General features: G+C 55.4%; 20 protein-coding genes and 1 pseudogene. 5 read left to right on the top strand and 16 right to left on the bottom strand.

What is annotated here, in order from left to right; genetic code table 11:
- Positions 1-76: 76 nt before the first annotated feature.
- Entirely contained in the window at positions 77-283 is a 207-nt protein-coding gene (locus AAEZ09_RS23425) for a co-regulatory protein PtrA N-terminal domain-containing protein (RefSeq protein ID WP_028621199.1), read from the bottom strand.
- A gap of 395 nt (positions 284-678) precedes the next feature.
- Between AAEZ09_RS23425 and flgB the strand changes: the two genes are divergently transcribed.
- Entirely contained in the window at positions 679-1,092 is a 414-nt protein-coding gene (flgB, locus tag AAEZ09_RS23420; protein ID WP_028621198.1) for a flagellar basal body rod protein FlgB, read from the top strand.
- A 272-nt stretch (positions 1,093-1,364) separates the two neighbouring features.
- On the opposite strand, the pseudogene AAEZ09_RS23415 reads toward flgB, so the two are convergent.
- The 15 genes and pseudogenes from AAEZ09_RS23415 to AAEZ09_RS23345 form a co-directional block, all read right to left on the bottom strand.
- Positions 1,365-1,533 (bottom strand): annotated as a pseudogene (locus AAEZ09_RS23415) (cation transporter).
- 171 nt (positions 1,534-1,704) lie between these two features.
- Positions 1,705-3,006 carry an MFS transporter gene (locus AAEZ09_RS23410; RefSeq protein WP_081832447.1) on the bottom strand — a complete coding sequence of 434 codons (1,302 nt, stop codon included), beginning with the start codon at positions 3,004-3,006 and terminating at the stop codon, positions 1,705-1,707.
- A gap of 44 nt (positions 3,007-3,050) precedes the next feature.
- On the bottom strand, positions 3,051-3,305 hold the full coding sequence (locus AAEZ09_RS23405; RefSeq protein ID WP_033050342.1) for a heavy-metal-associated domain-containing protein: 255 nt from the start codon (positions 3,303-3,305) through the stop codon (positions 3,051-3,053).
- Positions 3,306-3,356: 51 nt separating this feature from the next.
- Entirely contained in the window at positions 3,357-3,905 is a 549-nt protein-coding gene (locus AAEZ09_RS23400) for a general stress protein (RefSeq protein WP_033050340.1), read from the bottom strand.
- 61 nt (positions 3,906-3,966) lie between these two features.
- Entirely contained in the window at positions 3,967-4,464 is a 498-nt protein-coding gene (locus AAEZ09_RS23395; RefSeq protein WP_028621194.1) for a TPM domain-containing protein, read from the bottom strand.
- Positions 4,465-4,466: 2 nt separating this feature from the next.
- Complete coding sequence (locus tag AAEZ09_RS23390; RefSeq protein ID WP_028621193.1) at positions 4,467-5,312, bottom strand: TPM domain-containing protein; 846 nt, start codon at positions 5,310-5,312, stop codon at positions 4,467-4,469.
- The gene (locus AAEZ09_RS23385; protein ID WP_028621192.1) at positions 5,309-5,941 is read right to left on the bottom strand and encodes a LemA family protein; all 633 of its coding nucleotides are present in this window, start codon (positions 5,939-5,941) and stop codon (positions 5,309-5,311) included. Before AAEZ09_RS23385 ends, AAEZ09_RS23390 begins: the two co-directional genes overlap by 4 nt.
- A gap of 59 nt (positions 5,942-6,000) precedes the next feature.
- Positions 6,001-6,150: a hypothetical protein gene (locus AAEZ09_RS23380; protein ID WP_268871173.1), complete on the bottom strand. Its 150-nt coding sequence runs from the start codon at positions 6,148-6,150 to the stop codon at positions 6,001-6,003.
- Between the two features lie 430 nt (positions 6,151-6,580).
- On the bottom strand, positions 6,581-7,228 hold the full coding sequence (locus AAEZ09_RS23375; RefSeq protein ID WP_028621191.1) for a methyltransferase family protein: 648 nt from the start codon (positions 7,226-7,228) through the stop codon (positions 6,581-6,583).
- Positions 7,229-7,230: 2 nt separating this feature from the next.
- Entirely contained in the window at positions 7,231-7,500 is a 270-nt protein-coding gene (locus AAEZ09_RS23370) for a DUF2933 domain-containing protein (RefSeq protein ID WP_028621190.1), read from the bottom strand.
- 417 nt (positions 7,501-7,917) lie between these two features.
- Complete coding sequence (locus AAEZ09_RS23365) at positions 7,918-8,040, bottom strand: hypothetical protein (RefSeq protein ID WP_350600967.1); 123 nt, start codon at positions 8,038-8,040, stop codon at positions 7,918-7,920.
- 15 nt (positions 8,041-8,055) lie between these two features.
- Entirely contained in the window at positions 8,056-9,099 is a 1,044-nt protein-coding gene (locus tag AAEZ09_RS23360; RefSeq protein WP_350600966.1) for a YVTN family beta-propeller repeat protein, read from the bottom strand.
- A gap of 156 nt (positions 9,100-9,255) precedes the next feature.
- Positions 9,256-11,592, bottom strand: coding sequence for a heavy metal translocating P-type ATPase (locus AAEZ09_RS23355; RefSeq protein WP_050483177.1), 2,337 nt, complete (start codon positions 11,590-11,592; stop codon positions 9,256-9,258).
- 2 nt (positions 11,593-11,594) lie between these two features.
- On the bottom strand, positions 11,595-11,849 hold the full coding sequence (locus AAEZ09_RS23350; protein ID WP_350600964.1) for a DUF2933 domain-containing protein: 255 nt from the start codon (positions 11,847-11,849) through the stop codon (positions 11,595-11,597).
- Positions 11,850-11,946: 97 nt separating this feature from the next.
- A complete protein-coding gene (locus AAEZ09_RS23345) occupies positions 11,947-12,246 on the bottom strand; it encodes a co-regulatory protein PtrA N-terminal domain-containing protein (RefSeq protein WP_350600963.1) in 300 nt (99 codons plus the stop codon).
- Between the two features lie 209 nt (positions 12,247-12,455).
- On the opposite strand from AAEZ09_RS23345, the gene AAEZ09_RS23340 reads away from it, so the two are divergent.
- The 4 genes from AAEZ09_RS23340 (at position 12,456) to copD (ending at position 16,222) form a co-directional block, all read left to right on the top strand.
- Complete coding sequence (locus AAEZ09_RS23340; protein ID WP_350600961.1) at positions 12,456-13,145, top strand: heavy metal response regulator transcription factor; 690 nt, start codon at positions 12,456-12,458, stop codon at positions 13,143-13,145.
- Complete coding sequence (locus tag AAEZ09_RS23335) at positions 13,142-14,530, top strand: heavy metal sensor histidine kinase (RefSeq protein ID WP_350600960.1); 1,389 nt, start codon at positions 13,142-13,144, stop codon at positions 14,528-14,530. Before AAEZ09_RS23340 ends, AAEZ09_RS23335 begins: the two co-directional genes overlap by 4 nt.
- Positions 14,531-14,890: 360 nt before the next feature.
- Positions 14,891-15,274 (top strand): copper homeostasis periplasmic binding protein CopC, encoded by a 384-nt coding sequence (gene copC / locus AAEZ09_RS23330; protein ID WP_350600958.1) that lies wholly within the window; start codon positions 14,891-14,893, stop codon positions 15,272-15,274.
- A 3-nt stretch (positions 15,275-15,277) separates the two neighbouring features.
- The gene (gene copD / locus AAEZ09_RS23325) at positions 15,278-16,222 is read left to right on the top strand and encodes a copper homeostasis membrane protein CopD (protein ID WP_350600956.1); all 945 of its coding nucleotides are present in this window, start codon (positions 15,278-15,280) and stop codon (positions 16,220-16,222) included.
- Positions 16,223-16,349: the final 127 nt, after the last annotated feature.

Genomic DNA, 16,349 nt, shown 5'->3' with positions numbered 1-16,349 from the left:
GGCGAGCTCAGAAATTGCCACATTTTAACCACCGAGGTGATTACATTTCTGTCAGCTTGGGAGTGCATCGAGCCGTTCAATATTTGGCTTGGTCAGCCGCCTTGGCGTTGCTCTTCGCTACCGGGGTTTGAGTGCCTTGCTTTTGGGCAACTTGGTGCGCATCCATGGAGCTCTTCCTGGCGGCTTCCATACGTGCGAATGTCCGGTCACCACCGCCTTCGGCCATCGCCAGAGAAGAGACGGTCAAAGCGGCTATGACGAACAGGGTTTTAATGGATTTCATGGGGTATCCTCAAATGAATTTTGGTCATCCCGTTGAATTCACATTGAAAAATGATTCTTGGGGCTGAGCTCAAGGCTCGATATAACTTTAGGACTCATCCCCTGTCAGAAACCTTAGGTGAATATTACAGTTGTGTCAGGTTGCCACTTTTCTCTTGAACAGCAGGCGGATTAATTCGTAAGGTCACTCATCCAAGCAACATTTCACCGTATTTAACCGATTAAAATTCATATATGACAATTTTGTAATCTTGCCGTCATCTTCAAGGAGGCTCGACGGATTTTGAACAGCTGAACAGGGTCTGAAATTTACCGGCGTGGACGCATTATTTTTAACATTGAGTGTTCGATATGCGTATTGCGTTGGGACTGGTAATTCCACAAAGGTGATTAGACGTGAGTATTAATTTTGAAAAAGCCGTTGGCTCTGCGGAAAGAGCGTTAATTTATCGCAGCCAAAGAGCGGAGGTGCTGAGCAATAATATCGCTAACGCCGATACGCCAAATTTCAAGGCCCGCGACTTGGACTTTCCTGCCTTGCTTGCAGACCAGTCAAAGCGAGTGACGGCTACTCAGTTTTCGTTACAAACAACAAACCTAAAACACATTGCTGGGAAAGGATCAGCAGCCGAAATTGATGGGAGTGATTTACTTTACAGAACTCCAAATCAACCGTCCCTTGACCAAAATACCGTGGATCAGCAAGTCGAGCTTGCGAAGTATACGGAAAATGAAATTCATTTCGAGGCTGCGTTCACCCGACTCAATGGTTCATTTAAAGGCCTGATTAAGGCTCTTCGTGGGGAGTAATTGCCAAAAAACAAATAACCGCATTCATTATAGAGCAGCCCGGTTATCGCCCCTCTGGTTGCCCTAAACGTAATCTCAGTGTCAGCCGAGGACGCCCCATTGTCCCTACAACATTGTGCTCATTGAACCATCGAGGCTGGCTGGAAAGGTGCTGAAGCTATTACTCCAGGAAAGCACCAAGAAGACGTGGATCAGCTCATCTCGGCCCTGGGCTCATATCTGAAATGAGCCCAAGGAGAGCCCGAGTATGGGAGCGTTAACGCTGGAGCGGATCAGCACCCGCAGGCGCTGATTTTGGAAGGGAAGCCCAACGTTTCCACAGCTGCGCGGGACTCGCTCAGGGTTTTCGCTACTTTCAACGATGACCTTGCCGGCAGCACGATCCACCAAAACCTTTGCCTCATTATCCAACGCCTGAATAGCTTTGGTGATTTTGCTAATTCAGCTGCCGCAACCAATGCCGGACACATCTAAGACGAACATAGTTATTCCTCTCGTATTCGAACATCCGAATCCCGGCATCTTAGGTATTCCACTGGGTGTCAGTTCGTAAGTGGGGTCAGCGCAGATTTTTCTGCGCCGAGAAGCCAGGCTCCCATTCTTTTCTCATCTTCACTTTTGCTTGCTCGATCGTACGGATATCGGGTGACGGCATGAATGGGGAAGCATGAGTAAATGCGGCAACCTGAGGCTTAACAGGAAACCTAGTACTGTGAGGCCCGCGCTCAAGACGAAAGAGGCGCCAGGGAGAAAGACAGCGCTGTAGAGGATTCCACCCGCAGCCGATCCTAAGGTTGTCCCAAGACTGGAGGCTGCCGTTTGCTTGCCGAGTTCCCAGCCCTGCGCGCTTCCAGCCTTGGCCGAGATCCAGTAGGTAAGGATCGGCGACAGGATGCCGGCGCTGGCAGCGACCGCACCGATCACGACCAGCATCAACATAAAATCAGATGCCCAAGGTACGAGAAGCAATCCAGCTGCCAGCACGGAGAGTGCGGGTGCGATGAGCCAGCGGGTCGTGTCCGGCTTGAACCAGGGCGAGAATGCAATTGCCTGCATCACAAACATGACCAAGCTGCACTCGGTGAACATGAGTGCAATCTGATATGGACTCAAACCGAGTTCCTGTTTACCACGCAGTGCGAGCCCGACCTCGAAGACCCCGACCCCAACCGAAACGATGAAAGTGAGGATAAGGAGTTTCGGTACTAGCCATGCTTTCTGATCGCCCGAGGCCCTAGTGGTTTTCGGTGACCGACTGCGGCCTTCGTCATTTGGCACTGAAAATGCGACTGCACTGGCCACAAGAATGGCAAGCAACGCTGTCGCTGCGAGCGGAATCGCGACTGATCCGGGCGGCAAGGCGAGATTGAAGCTAGCAGCAGCAAATCGCGTTACGAACACGCTCAGCATCGGCCCGAGCAGGAAGCCGCTAATTCCCGTCACGCTGACAAGCGCAAGCCGACGGGCTCGCCCCTGTTCAGTCGTCCTGACGTTTCCTATCACCGCCGCAGCTACAGGCGTCACGGCTGCGGCGAACATGCCACTCAGAAAACGCTCGGCGTATACAGCGACGAGACTCTCAACAAATGAGAAAACCAACATGGTTACGCCAAAGCCGAGGAGTCCAATAAGCAGTACACCACGCGGGCCGCGTTGATCGGAAAGTCGACCCCACAGGGGGGCGAATAGAAAAAGTGAAAGAGTATAGACAGCCGTCAGTAATCCCGTGTGCCGGGAAACCTGCGCAGCATCACCTCCCGCGCCCAGGAGTCGCTCAATCAGGTAGGGCAAAAGTGGAAGCACGATGCCAAAGCCAATCGACACAGTGAACACGCTAAGCATAAGCGTGGCCATAGTCGCGACGGGCAAACCTGCTGAGCGCACGCTGGTGACCCTCATGTAGCCACAGGCCATCGAGTCATGCCTGCGGTCTGACTGCTGGGCATCATAGGGACGAGTTAGCCGCAGCAACCGCCCTTGGATTGATGACTGGACGGGGCCTTAGCCATATCCACGCCATAGCCCGCGCCTTTCACGGCCGATTTCAGTTGATCGGGTGAGGTCAGTTGCTCGTCATAGCGCACCGCAGCCTCGCCGGTCGAGAGCGACACTACTACGTCATGGACTCCGGGAATTGCTTTCAGCGCGTTCGCCACATTGCTGGTGCAGCCGTCACACGTCATACCCGTTACGTTCAACGTTTGATTTAGCATGGTGATACTCCTTTTCATGATAGGGAATACAAACATCGCAGTAATACGCTTTTAGTCTCCTGCATGGACCTTCACATTCTCATGCAGATCAATACTTGCCGGATTGCTTGACTCAAGGATCGCTTTGGATCTCGCCATCTCGTCCGAGGAGCCATGGGCTACAACAAGAAATCCATCAGCTTTGACGGCTTGCTCGTACTGTATGACGCTGTCCTTCGGAATGCCGATGCTGAAAAGCGCAGCGCCAAGCGCGCTCAACCCACCGACCAGAATTGCACCCTCGACAGCGGCAACGACGATCCCTGCCAAGTGACCAAGCACCATGACAGGCCCGATCACAGGAATGGTCAGAAATATTCCGCCGAAGAACAGGCTCCAAAGGCTGCCCCAAAATGCGCCCTTCTTACCCCAAAATTTAATTCGGTCGCCGACGTTGTAGAAACCCACAACCTTTTCCTCGGAATGAAAACCTTGTCCGACGATACTGAAATGCGTCATGTCGAAACCACTGGCAGCAAGCTTGCGGACAGCGTCCTCTGCATCCTGATGATGAACGAATACAGCGACTACAGCGTCATGCTGATCCAGTTGGAGTGTCATGCTCTGTTCCTCGGTTGAGCGTGCTTGAGTTTTTTGGTTGGCACCAGCGATAGAGGGCTCCTCAGAGAACCATTGGTTTATCCGGTAATTCATTCGGCTCACCGCCGGCAACGGGAAAGTGTTTCGTCAGATGCTGTGTAACCGCCTGAACACCGCTGACTACGCCGCCTTCGTAATTGGATTGTTTGAAGGCGGCTTCCATCTGGCGGCAAATACTTTGCCATTCTTGAGAGCCTGCCTTCGCGTGTATCCCGCGATCGGCAACAATCTCCACGTCCCGGTCTGCCAGCAAAAGATAAATCAGCACACCGTTATTGTGAGCGGTGTCCCATATACGCAGCTGCGAAAACACATCAATAGCGCGCTCTCGCGCGGACTGGCCCTTGAAAAGCGGTGTGCTATCCAGTGCGCCCTCCACGACGAAACGGATTTCTCCGGCGTGTGCAGCCTCACTGGCTTTGATCGCTAGTTCGATCGCGATCAACGTTTCGCGGGGAAAAGCCCGTTTGACCTGCCAGTGGGTCATAACAAGATGGTTTAGAATGCGTTTGATATTCATCTTTACCATCTCCCTGATGCACCGCCGCCGCCAAACCCGCCGCCGCCGCCGAAGCCACCACCACCGCCTCGACCGAATCCTCCACGATGCCCCCCCATACCGTATCCGCCCATACCGCCACCGACCAACGTGAACAAGAGCGCTATCACTCCCGCGCCCAACGCGATGAACAGTGCGCCGGCAACCAACCAAGCGATAACGGCCACAACGCCTCCAGTGACTAGCGCGCCTGGAAATCTGCCCAAAACGGGGCGCAGAACACTGCCTATTACGAGCGCAAGAATAAAAACGAGCGGACCATACTGCCGAATATCTGTAACACCGCCGATAGTTTGTGCGTTGGGTGCAGGCAACGGTTCGCCATCAATTACCCGGATCATCTGGTCGAGCCCGGCAGCAATGCCACCGTAGAAGTCTCCTTGCTTGAAGCGCGGTGTGATGATCTCGCTAATGATGCGCTTGCTGGTGGCGTCATTGAGTGCGCCCTCAAGCCCGTAGCCTACTTCGATGCGAAGCGCACGGTCGGTCTTAGCGACGACCAGGATTGCGCCGTCATCCACTTTTTTTCGGCCTAACTTCCATTGCTCCGCAACGCGCAAAGCATATTGTTCGATCGCTTCCGGCTGGGTGCTGGGGACAATGAGAAGTGCGAGTTGAGTGCCTTTCTTGGCTTCAAACGACCGTAAAGTTTGCTCAAGACTTGCTGCCTGATCTGCGGAGAGCGTAGCGGTCTGGTCAGTGACCCGGCCAGTCAGGGGGGGGACTGCGACTTGAGCGCCCACGAGGAAAGACCAGCAAAGCACTAAGACAAACAATGCCGCCGCGCTTGTCGTGCGCACCGTCGTCACTTGGTTGCTCCCTGAGTCCCGCTTGGGGGAAGAGCAGGCGCTGACCCAAAATCTACTGCGGGGGGCTTAGCGATTTCTTTTTCGTTTGCGACCGTGAAATTAGGCTTCTCTTTGTATCCGAATGCCATCGCCGTCAGATTGGAGGGGAACGAGCGGACCGTGACGTTGAATTCCTGCACTGACTTGATGTAACGGTTGCGTGCCACTGCGATGCGGTTTTCGGTGCCTTCCAGTTGCGCCTGCAAATCGCGAAAACCGGCGTCGGCTTTCAGTTGCGGGTAGTTTTCGCTCACTGCCAGCAACCGGGATAACGCTCCGGACAGCTCGCCTTGTGCAGCCTGAAACTTGGCAAAGGCGGCCGGGTCATTGAGCACCTCTGGCGTCACTTGTATGGAGGTCGCCTGAGCCCGCGCTTGCGTCACTTGAATCAATACTTCTTTTTCATGCGCAGCATAGCCTTTGACGGTATTGACCAGATTAGGTACCAGATCCGCCCGCCGCTGGTATTGGTTTACTACCTCAGACCAGCTCGCTTTGATTTGCTCGTCGTTGCTCTGGAATGTGTTGTAGCCGCAGCCATTTAGGTTTAAAGCAACCAGCGTTGCCAGGATGATCCATAATTTGCGCATTTTATTTTTCCAAAAACAGGTTTTCAAACCGGACAACATTGTGACTGTTGCGCCTTTCATCAATATCCTTGCCATGTTTTGGTACCGGCGGCGTCTCGCCCCTCCAGCAGCACGAGAATCCTATCGCCGCAGCCGATAAAGTGCCTCTGTAGCTTGACCAACTCAATCTGCAAAACATGAAGCTGAGCTGCATAGTCATTATGTGAGATCGATGCCTCGGTTTGCCCCCTGCTGACGATAAGTTCGGCCGGCGTAATACCTGTGCCACCTGCAACCGACAGAGCGACTGCGTCACTTCGCCTGACATTTTTTCTTTTTGCTCATAGAAGTACTCCATCGTCCAGCTCGGTCGTTCGGACCTTCAGGGCAAAACTGATCTTGGTGACCACCGATTCGATCTTGGTCGGTGTCACGGACGCAGATTTTTTAGGCGCTTACGCGCTGTCTGCACACGCACCCGATACGGGTACCTCCCCTGACATTAGGCTCGTTCTGCTGAGGTACAAGACCCGAGCAATCAACAGATGGAATGGGATTGCTTGCGTCGTTGAACCTGCTAACGCGATTCAGGTGTTGATCCATAGCCGCCGGAATAAACGGAGTTAAAGGAGTGCCAGCGAGCCTTCCGGCAACATCGCTTCAGGTGGCCGATAGCCGCTTGCGCAGCGACGGCAGAAAGCGTGGCGTCCTCGCCGCATAATCTTCAAACTCCGCGCCGAACTGCTTACGCATCTCCGCCTCTTCTGTGATAGCCAGCCGCGCATACATCACTAGCAAAATAGGAAACATGAGCAAGGTCAGCAACGTCGGCCACTGGAACAGAAAGCCCAGCAGAATAAGTACGAACGCAACGTACTGCGGATGGCGGATGTGCGCATACGGGCCTGACACGGCGAGACCTTTGCGCTGCTGCGCGTGGTATAGGACATTCCACGCGCTAGACAGTAAATAGAAGCCGAAGCCAAGGAAGACATAGCTGGCGATGTGCAGCACACCGAAGTGCGGATCGCCCTTCTCTCCGAGTAACGTTGACCACAGATGGCCGGTGTTGTGGGACAGTAGGTCGAGGCTCGGAAACTTCGTCTGAAGCCAGCCCGACATCAGGTAGATGGTCAGCGGGAAACCGTACATCTCGACGAACAGAGCAACTATGAAGGCTGCGAACGCCCCGAAAGTGCGCCAGTCGCGTGCGGTCTGAGGCTTGAAGAAACTGAACGCGAACATGATGAAGATGGCCGAATTGAGGATGACGAGCGTCCACAGTCCGTAGTCCGGTGTGTCGTGCATGACTAATCTCCAGTCTTTGGCGGCTGCGATGGTCCGGGGGGGGCTTTAGCCGATGGGTCTCCGTGATGGTGACCATGGCGGCCGTGCATGAAGAAGTGCATCAGCGGGCACGCCAGCAGCAGTAGAAACGGCAGCGCGCCAAAGAAGTGGGCACGGTGTTCGCTTAACAGAAAATACGTAGCAATGGCGCCAAAAACGATCAACCCGATCAAGTAGCGCGAGTTCCAAAAGCTTGGTGGCTCAGAGCTTTGCTGGAGGTGGTCGTGCTTCACTAGATTCTCCTTGGGGAGCCTACAGAGTTCGGAAAAATCGTACGCTAAGGTTTTCCGAACTGCCGTAGGCCGAGCAGTCGCGCGGCGACGATGAGGTACGCACCCCTGCGATGTGGAATTGCGGAAAGCCAACTCGGCAATAAGCTGCTGATCATCGCCGTACCACCCGCGGCAGCAGCCGGACCAAATCCAGGTTCATTCCCAGGACCGCAGAGACCGGCACCGCGCACACTTTTTCCGCATTCCCGGCGTAGCAAAGCGCCGCGAGCCGTGAGGGTGAGGCGCATGAGACTACGGCGGTGATGACGGAACCAGTACATGAGCATTCCATAGACCTGTTAAGCCATGTCGATGTTCAGTTTAGACCTCTAAGCAGCATCAGAACTGACCTAAGTCAAACCAGCGGTTGTTTGCTGCTCACTCGGGCACTTGGTAGCTAATGCCATTGGGTCCGGCCCCAACTTTATGGCTGGCCACCACTGTGCGGCTGGCAGTATCGATCACAGAGAAGGTGCCGGCCTCGATATTGCTAACATGCACGCGACGGTCAAACCGTCAAGGCGTCACGCTGATGCCGTTGGGGCCCTTGCCTACAGGAACGGTCTTCGTGACCTTGCGGTCCTTCACGTCGAGCACGGAGACCGAGTTGGCGTAGGTGTTGGTAACGTATGCGTACCGTCCGTCACGGTCGACGACCACGCCATGAGCACCGGCGCCAGTCACGACTGTCTTGGCGACCTTGAAACTCTCCAGGTCGATCAGGCTGACGGTTTTGCCAGGCTTCTTGGGCGTGCCCTGGTTGGCCACCAGCAGCGTGCGCGAATCCGGCGTGACGTACAGCTGGATAGGCACCGTTCCGACGGCAACCTTGCGAATCACCTGGCGCGTGGCCGGGTCTATCACGGCGACGGCGTTTTCTTCCGACAGCGACACCAAGACAAGACGACCGTCCGGCGTGAAGCCGACTTGAGCCGGACCCTTGCCTACCTGCACCTGCGCGATCTCCTTTTGGCTGACGGTATCAATGACCGACACCGTGCCGCCCTTGAGGTTGGCGACGTAGGCCTGCTTGCCGTCCGGACTGATGCGAAGACCGTGGGGGAACTTACCAACCGGAATCGTGGCGACAACACGCTGCGCCGATGTGTCAATCACACTCACCGTGTCGTCGCCGCCGTTGGTGACGTAGGCAAGGCGGCCATCTGGCGACACCACCACATGGGCCGGGTGCGTGCCGACCGGCACCTTGGCGATTACCGCGTCACTACTGGTATCAATGGCCCAAACAGCTCCTACCGTCGCCATCGCGCTGTGTTCACCTTTGGCCATTTCCTTATGCACAGAGCCAGCCGCCTGATCAGGCTCGCCGTTATTGGTCACCCATACGACCTTTCCGTCGGGCGATACCTGCACGTTGTGCGGTGTCTTGCCGACGCGCACGCTTGCCAGTGTCTTGAACGACGCGGCATCGAGCACGCTGACCGTGTCAGCGCCCTCATTGGCCACATACACCTTGTCAGCGGCCCAGGTAGCGCCGGACCAGGCCAGCAGCCCGACCTGTATTGCCGTTAAAAACCACTTACCTTTACTTGTCATCATGATTAATCCTTATTGAGAAAATAAAACTTCTATCGTCAGGCCTCAGCCTGCGGCGGCCCGTCTTGGATGCCATTACTGGCCACGCCGCCTCTAATCTTGTGATTCACCTCCTTGACCGTGACAGCTGCCGCCGTCGATACCACCAAAACAGCGGAGTCATACGCGTCTGTTTCGCAGCCGCAAAGCGTTGCCGATCACCGACACCGAACTCAAGCTCATGGCCAGCGCGGCAATCAGCGGCGACAGCAGCCAGCCGGTCAGCGGATACAGCACGCCGGCCGCAATCGGGATGCCCAGCGCGTTGTACAAAAAGGCAAACATCAGGTTTTGCTTCATGTTGCCCACCGTGGCTTCCGACAATGCGCGCGCAATCGCAATCCCGCGTAGATCGCCCTTGACCAGCGTGATCTGGGCGCTGTTCATCGCCACGTCGGTTCCGGTGCCCATGGCCACGCCGACATCGGCCTTGGCCAGCGCCGGCGCGTCGTTGATGCCGTCGCCCGCCATGGCCACCACGCGGCCTTCCTTTTGCAACCTTTCCACCAGCAGCAGCTTGTCGGCCGGCTTGACCTCGCCATGCACCTCGTCGATGCCCAGGCGGGCTGCAACAGCCTTGGCCGTGGTCAGGCCGTCGCCGGTCGCCATCACGATGCGCAGCCCCGAAGCCTTGAGCGTCGCCAAAGCTTCCGGCGTGCTGGCTTTGATCGGGTCGGACACGGCCAGCAGGCCCATCAGCTGGCCATCGACTGCCAGGTGCATCACGCTGGCGCCTTCTGCGCGCAAGGCCTCGGCCTGCGGCACCAGGGCAGCGACCGAGACGCCGATCTGCTCCATCAGCGTGGTGTTGCCCAGCGCCAGTTGACGCCCTGCCACCTGCCCACGCACGCCGATGCCCGAGCCGGACTCGAAATTCTCGGGCTTGTCGAGCAGCATGCCGCGCTCGCGGGCGGCGCGCACGATGGTTTCGGCCAGCGGGTGCTCGCTGCCCTGGTCCAGGCTGGCGGCCAGGCGCAGCACCTCGTCGGCATCAAAGCCGGGCGCAGGCACAGCGCGCTCGAACGTCGGACGGCCCTCGGTCAGGGTGCCGGTCTTGTCGATGATGAGGGTGTCGATTTTGCGCATGTTTTCGATCGCTGCAGCATCGCGGAACAGCACGCCGTGCGTTGCGCCGCGACCGGTGGCGACCATGATGGACATCGGCGTGGCCAGGCCCAGCGCGCAGGGGCAGGCAATGATCAGCACCGACACCGCGTTGATCAGGCCGAACACCCAGCGCGGCTCGGGACCGAACAGGCCCCAGCCGAGGAAGGCCAGCAGGGCGATCCCCATAACGGTGACGACAAAGTAGCCCGCCACGACGTCGGCCATGCGCTGCATCGGCGCCCGGGAACGCTGGGCCTGCGCCACCATTTGCACGATCTGGGCCAGCATTGTGGTCGCGCCTACATGTTCAGAGCGCATCACCAGTGCGCCGCTGGTGTTGAGCGTGGCGCCGATCACCTTGTCGCCCACGCGCTTGGTGACCGGTATCGGCTCGCCCGTGAGCATGGATTCATCGACCGAGCTGCCGCCTTCAGTCACCACGCCGTCCACTGGCACCTTCTCGCCAGGGCGAACGCGCAGCAAGTCGTCCACATGTACATGGTTCAGCGGGATATCCTCTTCGGTGCCGTCCTCCCGGATGCGGCGGGCGGTCTTGGGCGCCAGGCCAAGCAGCGACTTGATGGCCGCCGAGGTCTGCGACCGGGCCTTGAGTTCGAGCACCTGGCCCAGCAGCGTGAGCGAGATGATCACGGCGGCCGCTTCAAAGTACACGGCGACGCGGCCCATGGAGATGAACGAGGCCGGGAACACCTGCGGCGTGACCGTCGCGACCACGCTATAGACGAAAGCCGCACCGGTGCCCAGACCAATCAAGGTCCACATGTTCGGACTGAGGTTCACCACGGACTGCCACCCGCGCGTAAAGAACGGCCATCCGGCCCACAGGACGATGGGGATCGACAGCACCAGTTCGACCCAGCTCTGCACGGTCATGTCCATCCACTGGAAACGGTGGCCGAACATGGCGAGAACAAAGACCATGCCTGTCAGCGGCAAGGTCCACCAGAAGCGGCGCTGAAAATCGCGCAATTCGGGGTTCTCATCGTCGTCGAGTTCCGGCAGCAAGGGCTCCAGCGACATGCCGCATTTGGGGCAGTTGCCCGGATGGTCCTGACGTATCTCGGGGTGCATCGGGCAGGTGTAGATGGTGCCGGCGGCCGCTGGCGCTGTCTCCGCCGGTGGTGCCAGCGTGAGGTATTGCAGCGGATTCGCCGCAAACTTGCCCTGACACTTGGTGCTGCAGAAGTAATAAGGCCGGCCCTCGTGCGTTAACTTGTGAACAGACTGCTCCGTGACGGTCATGCCGCACACCGGATCACGTAGACCTTCACCTTGGGGGTTTAATGGATGGGAGTGACTATGGTCGTGGTGGCTCGTGTTGGTGGCCATGATTATTTTCCGTCCTCATCCTTGTTGGCTTCTGCCTGATCACCATCTCGACCATGCCCTCCATGGCCATGTCCAAAAAAATGCATCAAAGGACAAATCAACAGGATCAGATAGGGTAAATAAGGCGAAACATGGCTGAAATGTTCCCTGACCACGTAGAAAGCGCTGATCGCAACCAGCATGATCAGTAAGACACCCGTTTTGCGCCTCCAGAAAGGCGAAGGAGCGTTTTCAACCGAAAGTGGATGGTTAGTCATAATGTAGTCCCCACTGTCCTCGCAAAAGTTGCGGTGACGTATGTGGCTGAGAGTAGTCAACGTTCGCTTTGAGACAGTGATATCGATCAAGCCACGTTCATTTCACGTCAAACTGACCGACCATTCCGGCGAGATGTTGTTGGGGCGACATTGATGTATCAGGATGGTCTTGATGGAGTTGGCTCATGATCTCGCCAAGCATTTTCATGTGCTCTGCCATGTGCACATGGCGTTGACCCGCTGGGGTTTTTTCGGCTTGAATCAGAACTGTTTCCGCTTTATTACGATTACGCATGCTTTCCATGCGCTCCATCACTCGGTCTCCGCCGCCCTCAGCCCATGCCGAGGCCGAGAGCAGGATCGAGCCCACCAGAAACACGGTTTTGAGATAGCTCATGGGGCCGCTCCTTGATAGGGATGGTGTCCGACTCCTGAGGATTTTTCTCTCTGGAGAGTCGGATGAGCACTTGACGGTGTTCATGGGCAAACCCTAGACAACGCTTGCTGACATCTACCTGAAGCCAGAATTACATTTCTGTCAGTTTCTGGTTGGCTGGGCTAATTCGTTGCAAACTCAGCCCCATCATCACTTTGAGAGCCACTCCCATGAGACTGCTGGTTGCTGAAGACGAACCGAAAATAGGTATCTACTTGCAACAGGGCCTTACTGAGGCTGGGTTCAACGTTGATCGTTTCACCAATGGTACTGAGGCCCTGCAACACGCCTTGAGCGAAGCGTATGACCTACTGATTCTTGACGTCATGATGCCCGGTCTGGATGGGTGGGAAGTGCTTCAGAAGGTGCGTTCGGCAGGAAAAGATGTACCGGTGTTATTTCTGACTGCGCGAGACCGTGTTGAAGATCGCGTTAAGGGGCTTGAGCTCGGAGCGGATGATTACCTGATCAAGCCCTTCGCATTTTCTGAATTGCTGGCCCGCGTCAGAACACTACTGCGTCGCGGTAATGGCGCGCCCTCGCCAACCAGTATGAAACTGGCCGACCTAGAGGTTGACCTGCTCAAACGCAGGGCCATTCGGGGGGGGAAACGCATAGACCTGACGGCCAAAGAGTTTGCGCTGCTGGAGTTGCTGCTCCGTCGCCGGGGCGAAGTGCTGCCGAAGTCGCTCATCGCCTCGCAAGTTTGGGACATGAATTTCGACAGCGATACCAACGTAATCGAGGTTGCGGTGCGCAGGCTCAGGGCGAAGATTGATGACAGCTTTGAGGTCAAGCTGATCCACACCGCACGTGGTATGGGCTACATGCTTGATGCACCGGATTCGGAATCAAAATGAAGCGTCTGTCCCTGACTACACGCATGGGTCTGATGTTCATGCTTGCGGTAACAGCTGTGCTCACCGTCGCCGGAGTCAGCTTTGACCACCTCAGCCAGCATCACTTCAAAATGTTGGATCAACAGGCTCTAAACGAAAAACTCCACTCGACCCAGAGAATCCTGGGGGAGCTGAAGAGCATCGATCAATTCAGCGAGTTAAAGCCCGAGTTACAGGCTTTGCTCGGGGCTCACCATAATTTGACAGCCCTTATCCTAGACGATGACGGGAGGCTACTTTTCGCTGATCCAGGGCCAGTCAATGTTCCAGAGGCGTTCCTCACGACCACCAACAATAATTTTTGGGAATGGCAGAACCAAGAGCAGATGCTCCGCGGGGTGACGGCACAAGCGATGGTGACCGGTCGGGACAAGCCGCTGACCGTGATCTTGATCTTTGATGTTACTGAACACATGTTTTTCTTCGAGACGCTCCAGCGATGGTTCTGGATAGGGCTGGTGATCAGCGCGCTCGTCAGTATGGGGCTGGGCTGGTTGGTTGCCCGCAGTGGCATGCGTCCTATTCGTCAGGTAACCAAGGTCGCTGCGTCGATGTCGGCCAAATCACTTAAAGAGCGAATTCCGTTAGCGTCTGTTCCAAAAGAGCTTCAACAGATGGTGTCGTCGTTCAACGCAATGTTGTCACGTCTGGATGATGCTTTTGTCCGGTTATCAAATTTCTCTGCGGACATTGCTCACGAACTGCGCACACCGGTCAGTAATCTGATGACCCATACCGAAGTGGTGCTCTCTAGAAAAAGGAATATTGAGGACTACGAAGACAATCTGTATTCGAATCTGGATGACTTGAAGCGTATGTCTCGGATGATCGACGACATGCTCTTTCTGGCTAAATCTGACAACGGCCTGATTACCCATGAGAACAAACCGATAGACCTATTGGACGTCGTAGAGAAGCTGCTCGAATACTACCACCTGCTGGCAGATGAGCGCGGCATCAACCTAACGGTTTCAGGGGCAGGGAGTGTCCGGGGCGACGTACTAATGCTGCACAGAGCTATCTCGAATCTGCTTTCTAATGCGCTGCGGTACACCCCGGAGGGGAGGACCATCAATGTCGATATCCAACAGAGAAGTACCTCGACATTTGTGGTCGTGGAAAACCCAGGAGAAACCATTGCACCCGAACACCTTGAAAAGCTCTTCGATCGATTTTATCGCGCGGATCCGGCTCGGCGTGAAGGGAGCCCCAGCAACGCTGGACTGGGGCTCTCAATTACGCGGTCGATCGTAGAGGCCCATGGAGGCAAGATCTGGTGTACCTCATCCAATCGAAAAACAGCCTTCCATATGGAATTTCCTAATGCCGGATCGAAACGAGCCTAGCCTCGCTCAGGCGTCGTCTTAGAGCAAAGGCCGCGACCTTTGCTCCAAGACGGATTGACCGACAGGCTTCAGAGAGAAAGCCAAGGTAACGCACATCGGGAAAATAAAAAGCCACGATGACAACCCTCAATTCTGGACCAGAGGGCACGCGCAAAGCTTACTGAAATGTAATCGAATGGTCGGCAGTCATGTGGCATCGTGTCCTAGCTCTATAACGCGGATCATCCTGATCCATTACCTGGGTTCAGTACGCGGCATACGCTTGGTATTCGCCTGTGGTTTTAAACGGAATTGAGAAGTAAAAAATAGATCTCCCCCACCAAACCTCGAACCAACAGCTTATGCTGTGAGGAGTCTTGCATGTCATTCTTTAAAACTACTACCGTAGCTGTTGCACTTACCGCCGGTTTGCTCGTGAGCGCTATCGCTCAGGCGCATCCAAAGCTGATGTCTTCGACCCCTGCGGACGGCTCGACGTCTGCGGCACCGTCCAAGATCGAACTGCACTTCTCGGAGAACCTCACGACTCAGTTCTCGGGAGCGAAACTGATCATGACTGACATGCCGGGTATGCCGAATTCACCTATGGGCGTTAAGGCTGGTGTCGCAGGCGGCGACGATCCAAAAATAATGGTTATCACGCCCACCGTTCCGCTAACCACTGGTACTTATAAGGTCGAATGGCGGGCAGTCTCCTCCGACACTCATCCCATCACCGGCAATTTCTCTTTTAAAGTGAAATGATCCATGAGCGACTCAATCAACATCGCCGTTCGTTTCGCTCTTTATATGGACCTCATGCTACTGTTTGGATTGGCCATTTTTGGTTTGTATAGCCTACGGGGGAAAGAGCGAGTATCCGGCGCTGTCTTAAACTTTGAGTCGCTCCTTTTCGGCACCGCAGTTATTGGTGTACTTCTGTCCCTTGCCGCTATGTTGTTTCTTGCGAAAGCAATGAGCGGCGTTTCAGAATTTATGGAGCTTCACCATCACATCTTCGAAATGGTGCTAACTGGTACCGACGTCGGGCTCACCTGGATGGTCCGAATAGCAGCCTTGGTGCTGGCAGGTATCGCCATCACACTTAACAAGCGCTTCCCAACCCTCAGTCTTTGGGCGGTTACCGTCTTCGGTGCTATTGCTCTCGCTACCCTAGCGTGGACAGGGCATGGCGCAATGGACGAAGGCAATCGTCGTTATATACATTTCATTAGCGATATACTTCACCTTCTGGCAGCCGGCGGTTGGATGGGCGCTCTGGCCGCATTCGCTTTACTGCTGCGCGCGAAAAGACTAAACGGCGGACAAGAAATACGGGTTCTCTCCCGTGTCCTGACTGGGTTTGAATCAGCTGGCGCGCTAATTGTTGTGATTTTAAGCATTACTGGCGTAGTGAATTATCTCTTTATCGTGGGCCCAACCCTAGACGAAGTGATGCTAACTACTTATGGTATTCTGCTCTTTTTGAAAGTTTTACTCTTCGCAGGGATGATTATACTAGCGACGCTAAATCGATTCCATTTGAGTCCACTGTTAGAACGCTCAATCAAGGAAGGGGACCATGCCGTCGCCGTCAATGCTTTACGACGTAGTATGACGCTGGAGTTTTCCGTTGCAGTAGTCATAGTATGCCTTGTCGCTTGGCTAGGAACCCTGAGCCCGGAGATGGATATGAGCACGGTGCAGCATTAATAATCCGCATAATGTCCACAGTTACCTGAAGCGCCTACGCTCCAAACGCAAATTTTGTGAGCGTTGAGCCAAGCGTCCATGTTGCCGTAACGCTACGGTTCTCAAGCCACAACTCGGTTGTCACCAG

The sequence above is a fragment of the Pseudomonas sp. 65/3-MNA-CIBAN-0223 genome (assembly GCF_040310425.1).
Taxonomy (GTDB): Bacteria; Pseudomonadota; Gammaproteobacteria; order Pseudomonadales; family Pseudomonadaceae; genus Aquipseudomonas; species Aquipseudomonas gregormendelii.
Note: the sequence above shows the minus strand (reverse complement) of the source record. Positions and strands in the feature narration are given on the sequence as shown.

Excerpts from the sequence above, each read along its gene's own strand:
- AAEZ09_RS23425 (WP_028621199.1), bottom strand. The coding sequence starts at position 283 with ATGAAATCCATTAAAACCCTGTTCGTCATAGCCGCTTTGACCGTCTCT.
- AAEZ09_RS23410 (WP_081832447.1), bottom strand. The coding sequence starts at position 3,006 with ATGGCCTGTGGCTACATGAGGGTCACCAGCGTGCGCTCAGCAGGTTTG.
- AAEZ09_RS23405 (WP_033050342.1), bottom strand. The coding sequence starts at position 3,305 with ATGCTAAATCAAACGTTGAACGTAACGGGTATGACGTGTGACGGCTGC.
- AAEZ09_RS23400 (WP_033050340.1), bottom strand. The coding sequence starts at position 3,905 with ATGACACTCCAACTGGATCAGCATGACGCTGTAGTCGCTGTATTCGTT.
- AAEZ09_RS23395 (WP_028621194.1), bottom strand. The coding sequence starts at position 4,464 with ATGAATATCAAACGCATTCTAAACCATCTTGTTATGACCCACTGGCAG.
- AAEZ09_RS23385 (WP_028621192.1), bottom strand. The coding sequence starts at position 5,941 with ATGCGCAAATTATGGATCATCCTGGCAACGCTGGTTGCTTTAAACCTA.
- AAEZ09_RS23375 (WP_028621191.1), bottom strand. The coding sequence starts at position 7,228 with ATGCACGACACACCGGACTACGGACTGTGGACGCTCGTCATCCTCAAT.
- AAEZ09_RS23360 (WP_350600966.1), bottom strand. The coding sequence starts at position 9,099 with ATGATGACAAGTAAAGGTAAGTGGTTTTTAACGGCAATACAGGTCGGG.
- AAEZ09_RS23355 (WP_050483177.1), bottom strand. The coding sequence starts at position 11,592 with ATGGCCACCAACACGAGCCACCACGACCATAGTCACTCCCATCCATTA.
- AAEZ09_RS23350 (WP_350600964.1), bottom strand. The coding sequence starts at position 11,849 with ATGACTAACCATCCACTTTCGGTTGAAAACGCTCCTTCGCCTTTCTGG.
- AAEZ09_RS23345 (WP_350600963.1), bottom strand. The coding sequence starts at position 12,246 with ATGAGCTATCTCAAAACCGTGTTTCTGGTGGGCTCGATCCTGCTCTCG.
- AAEZ09_RS23340 (WP_350600961.1), top strand. The coding sequence starts at position 12,456 with ATGAGACTGCTGGTTGCTGAAGACGAACCGAAAATAGGTATCTACTTG.
- AAEZ09_RS23335 (WP_350600960.1), top strand. The coding sequence starts at position 13,142 with ATGAAGCGTCTGTCCCTGACTACACGCATGGGTCTGATGTTCATGCTT.
- copC (WP_350600958.1), top strand. The coding sequence starts at position 14,891 with ATGTCATTCTTTAAAACTACTACCGTAGCTGTTGCACTTACCGCCGGT.
- copD (WP_350600956.1), top strand. The coding sequence starts at position 15,278 with ATGAGCGACTCAATCAACATCGCCGTTCGTTTCGCTCTTTATATGGAC.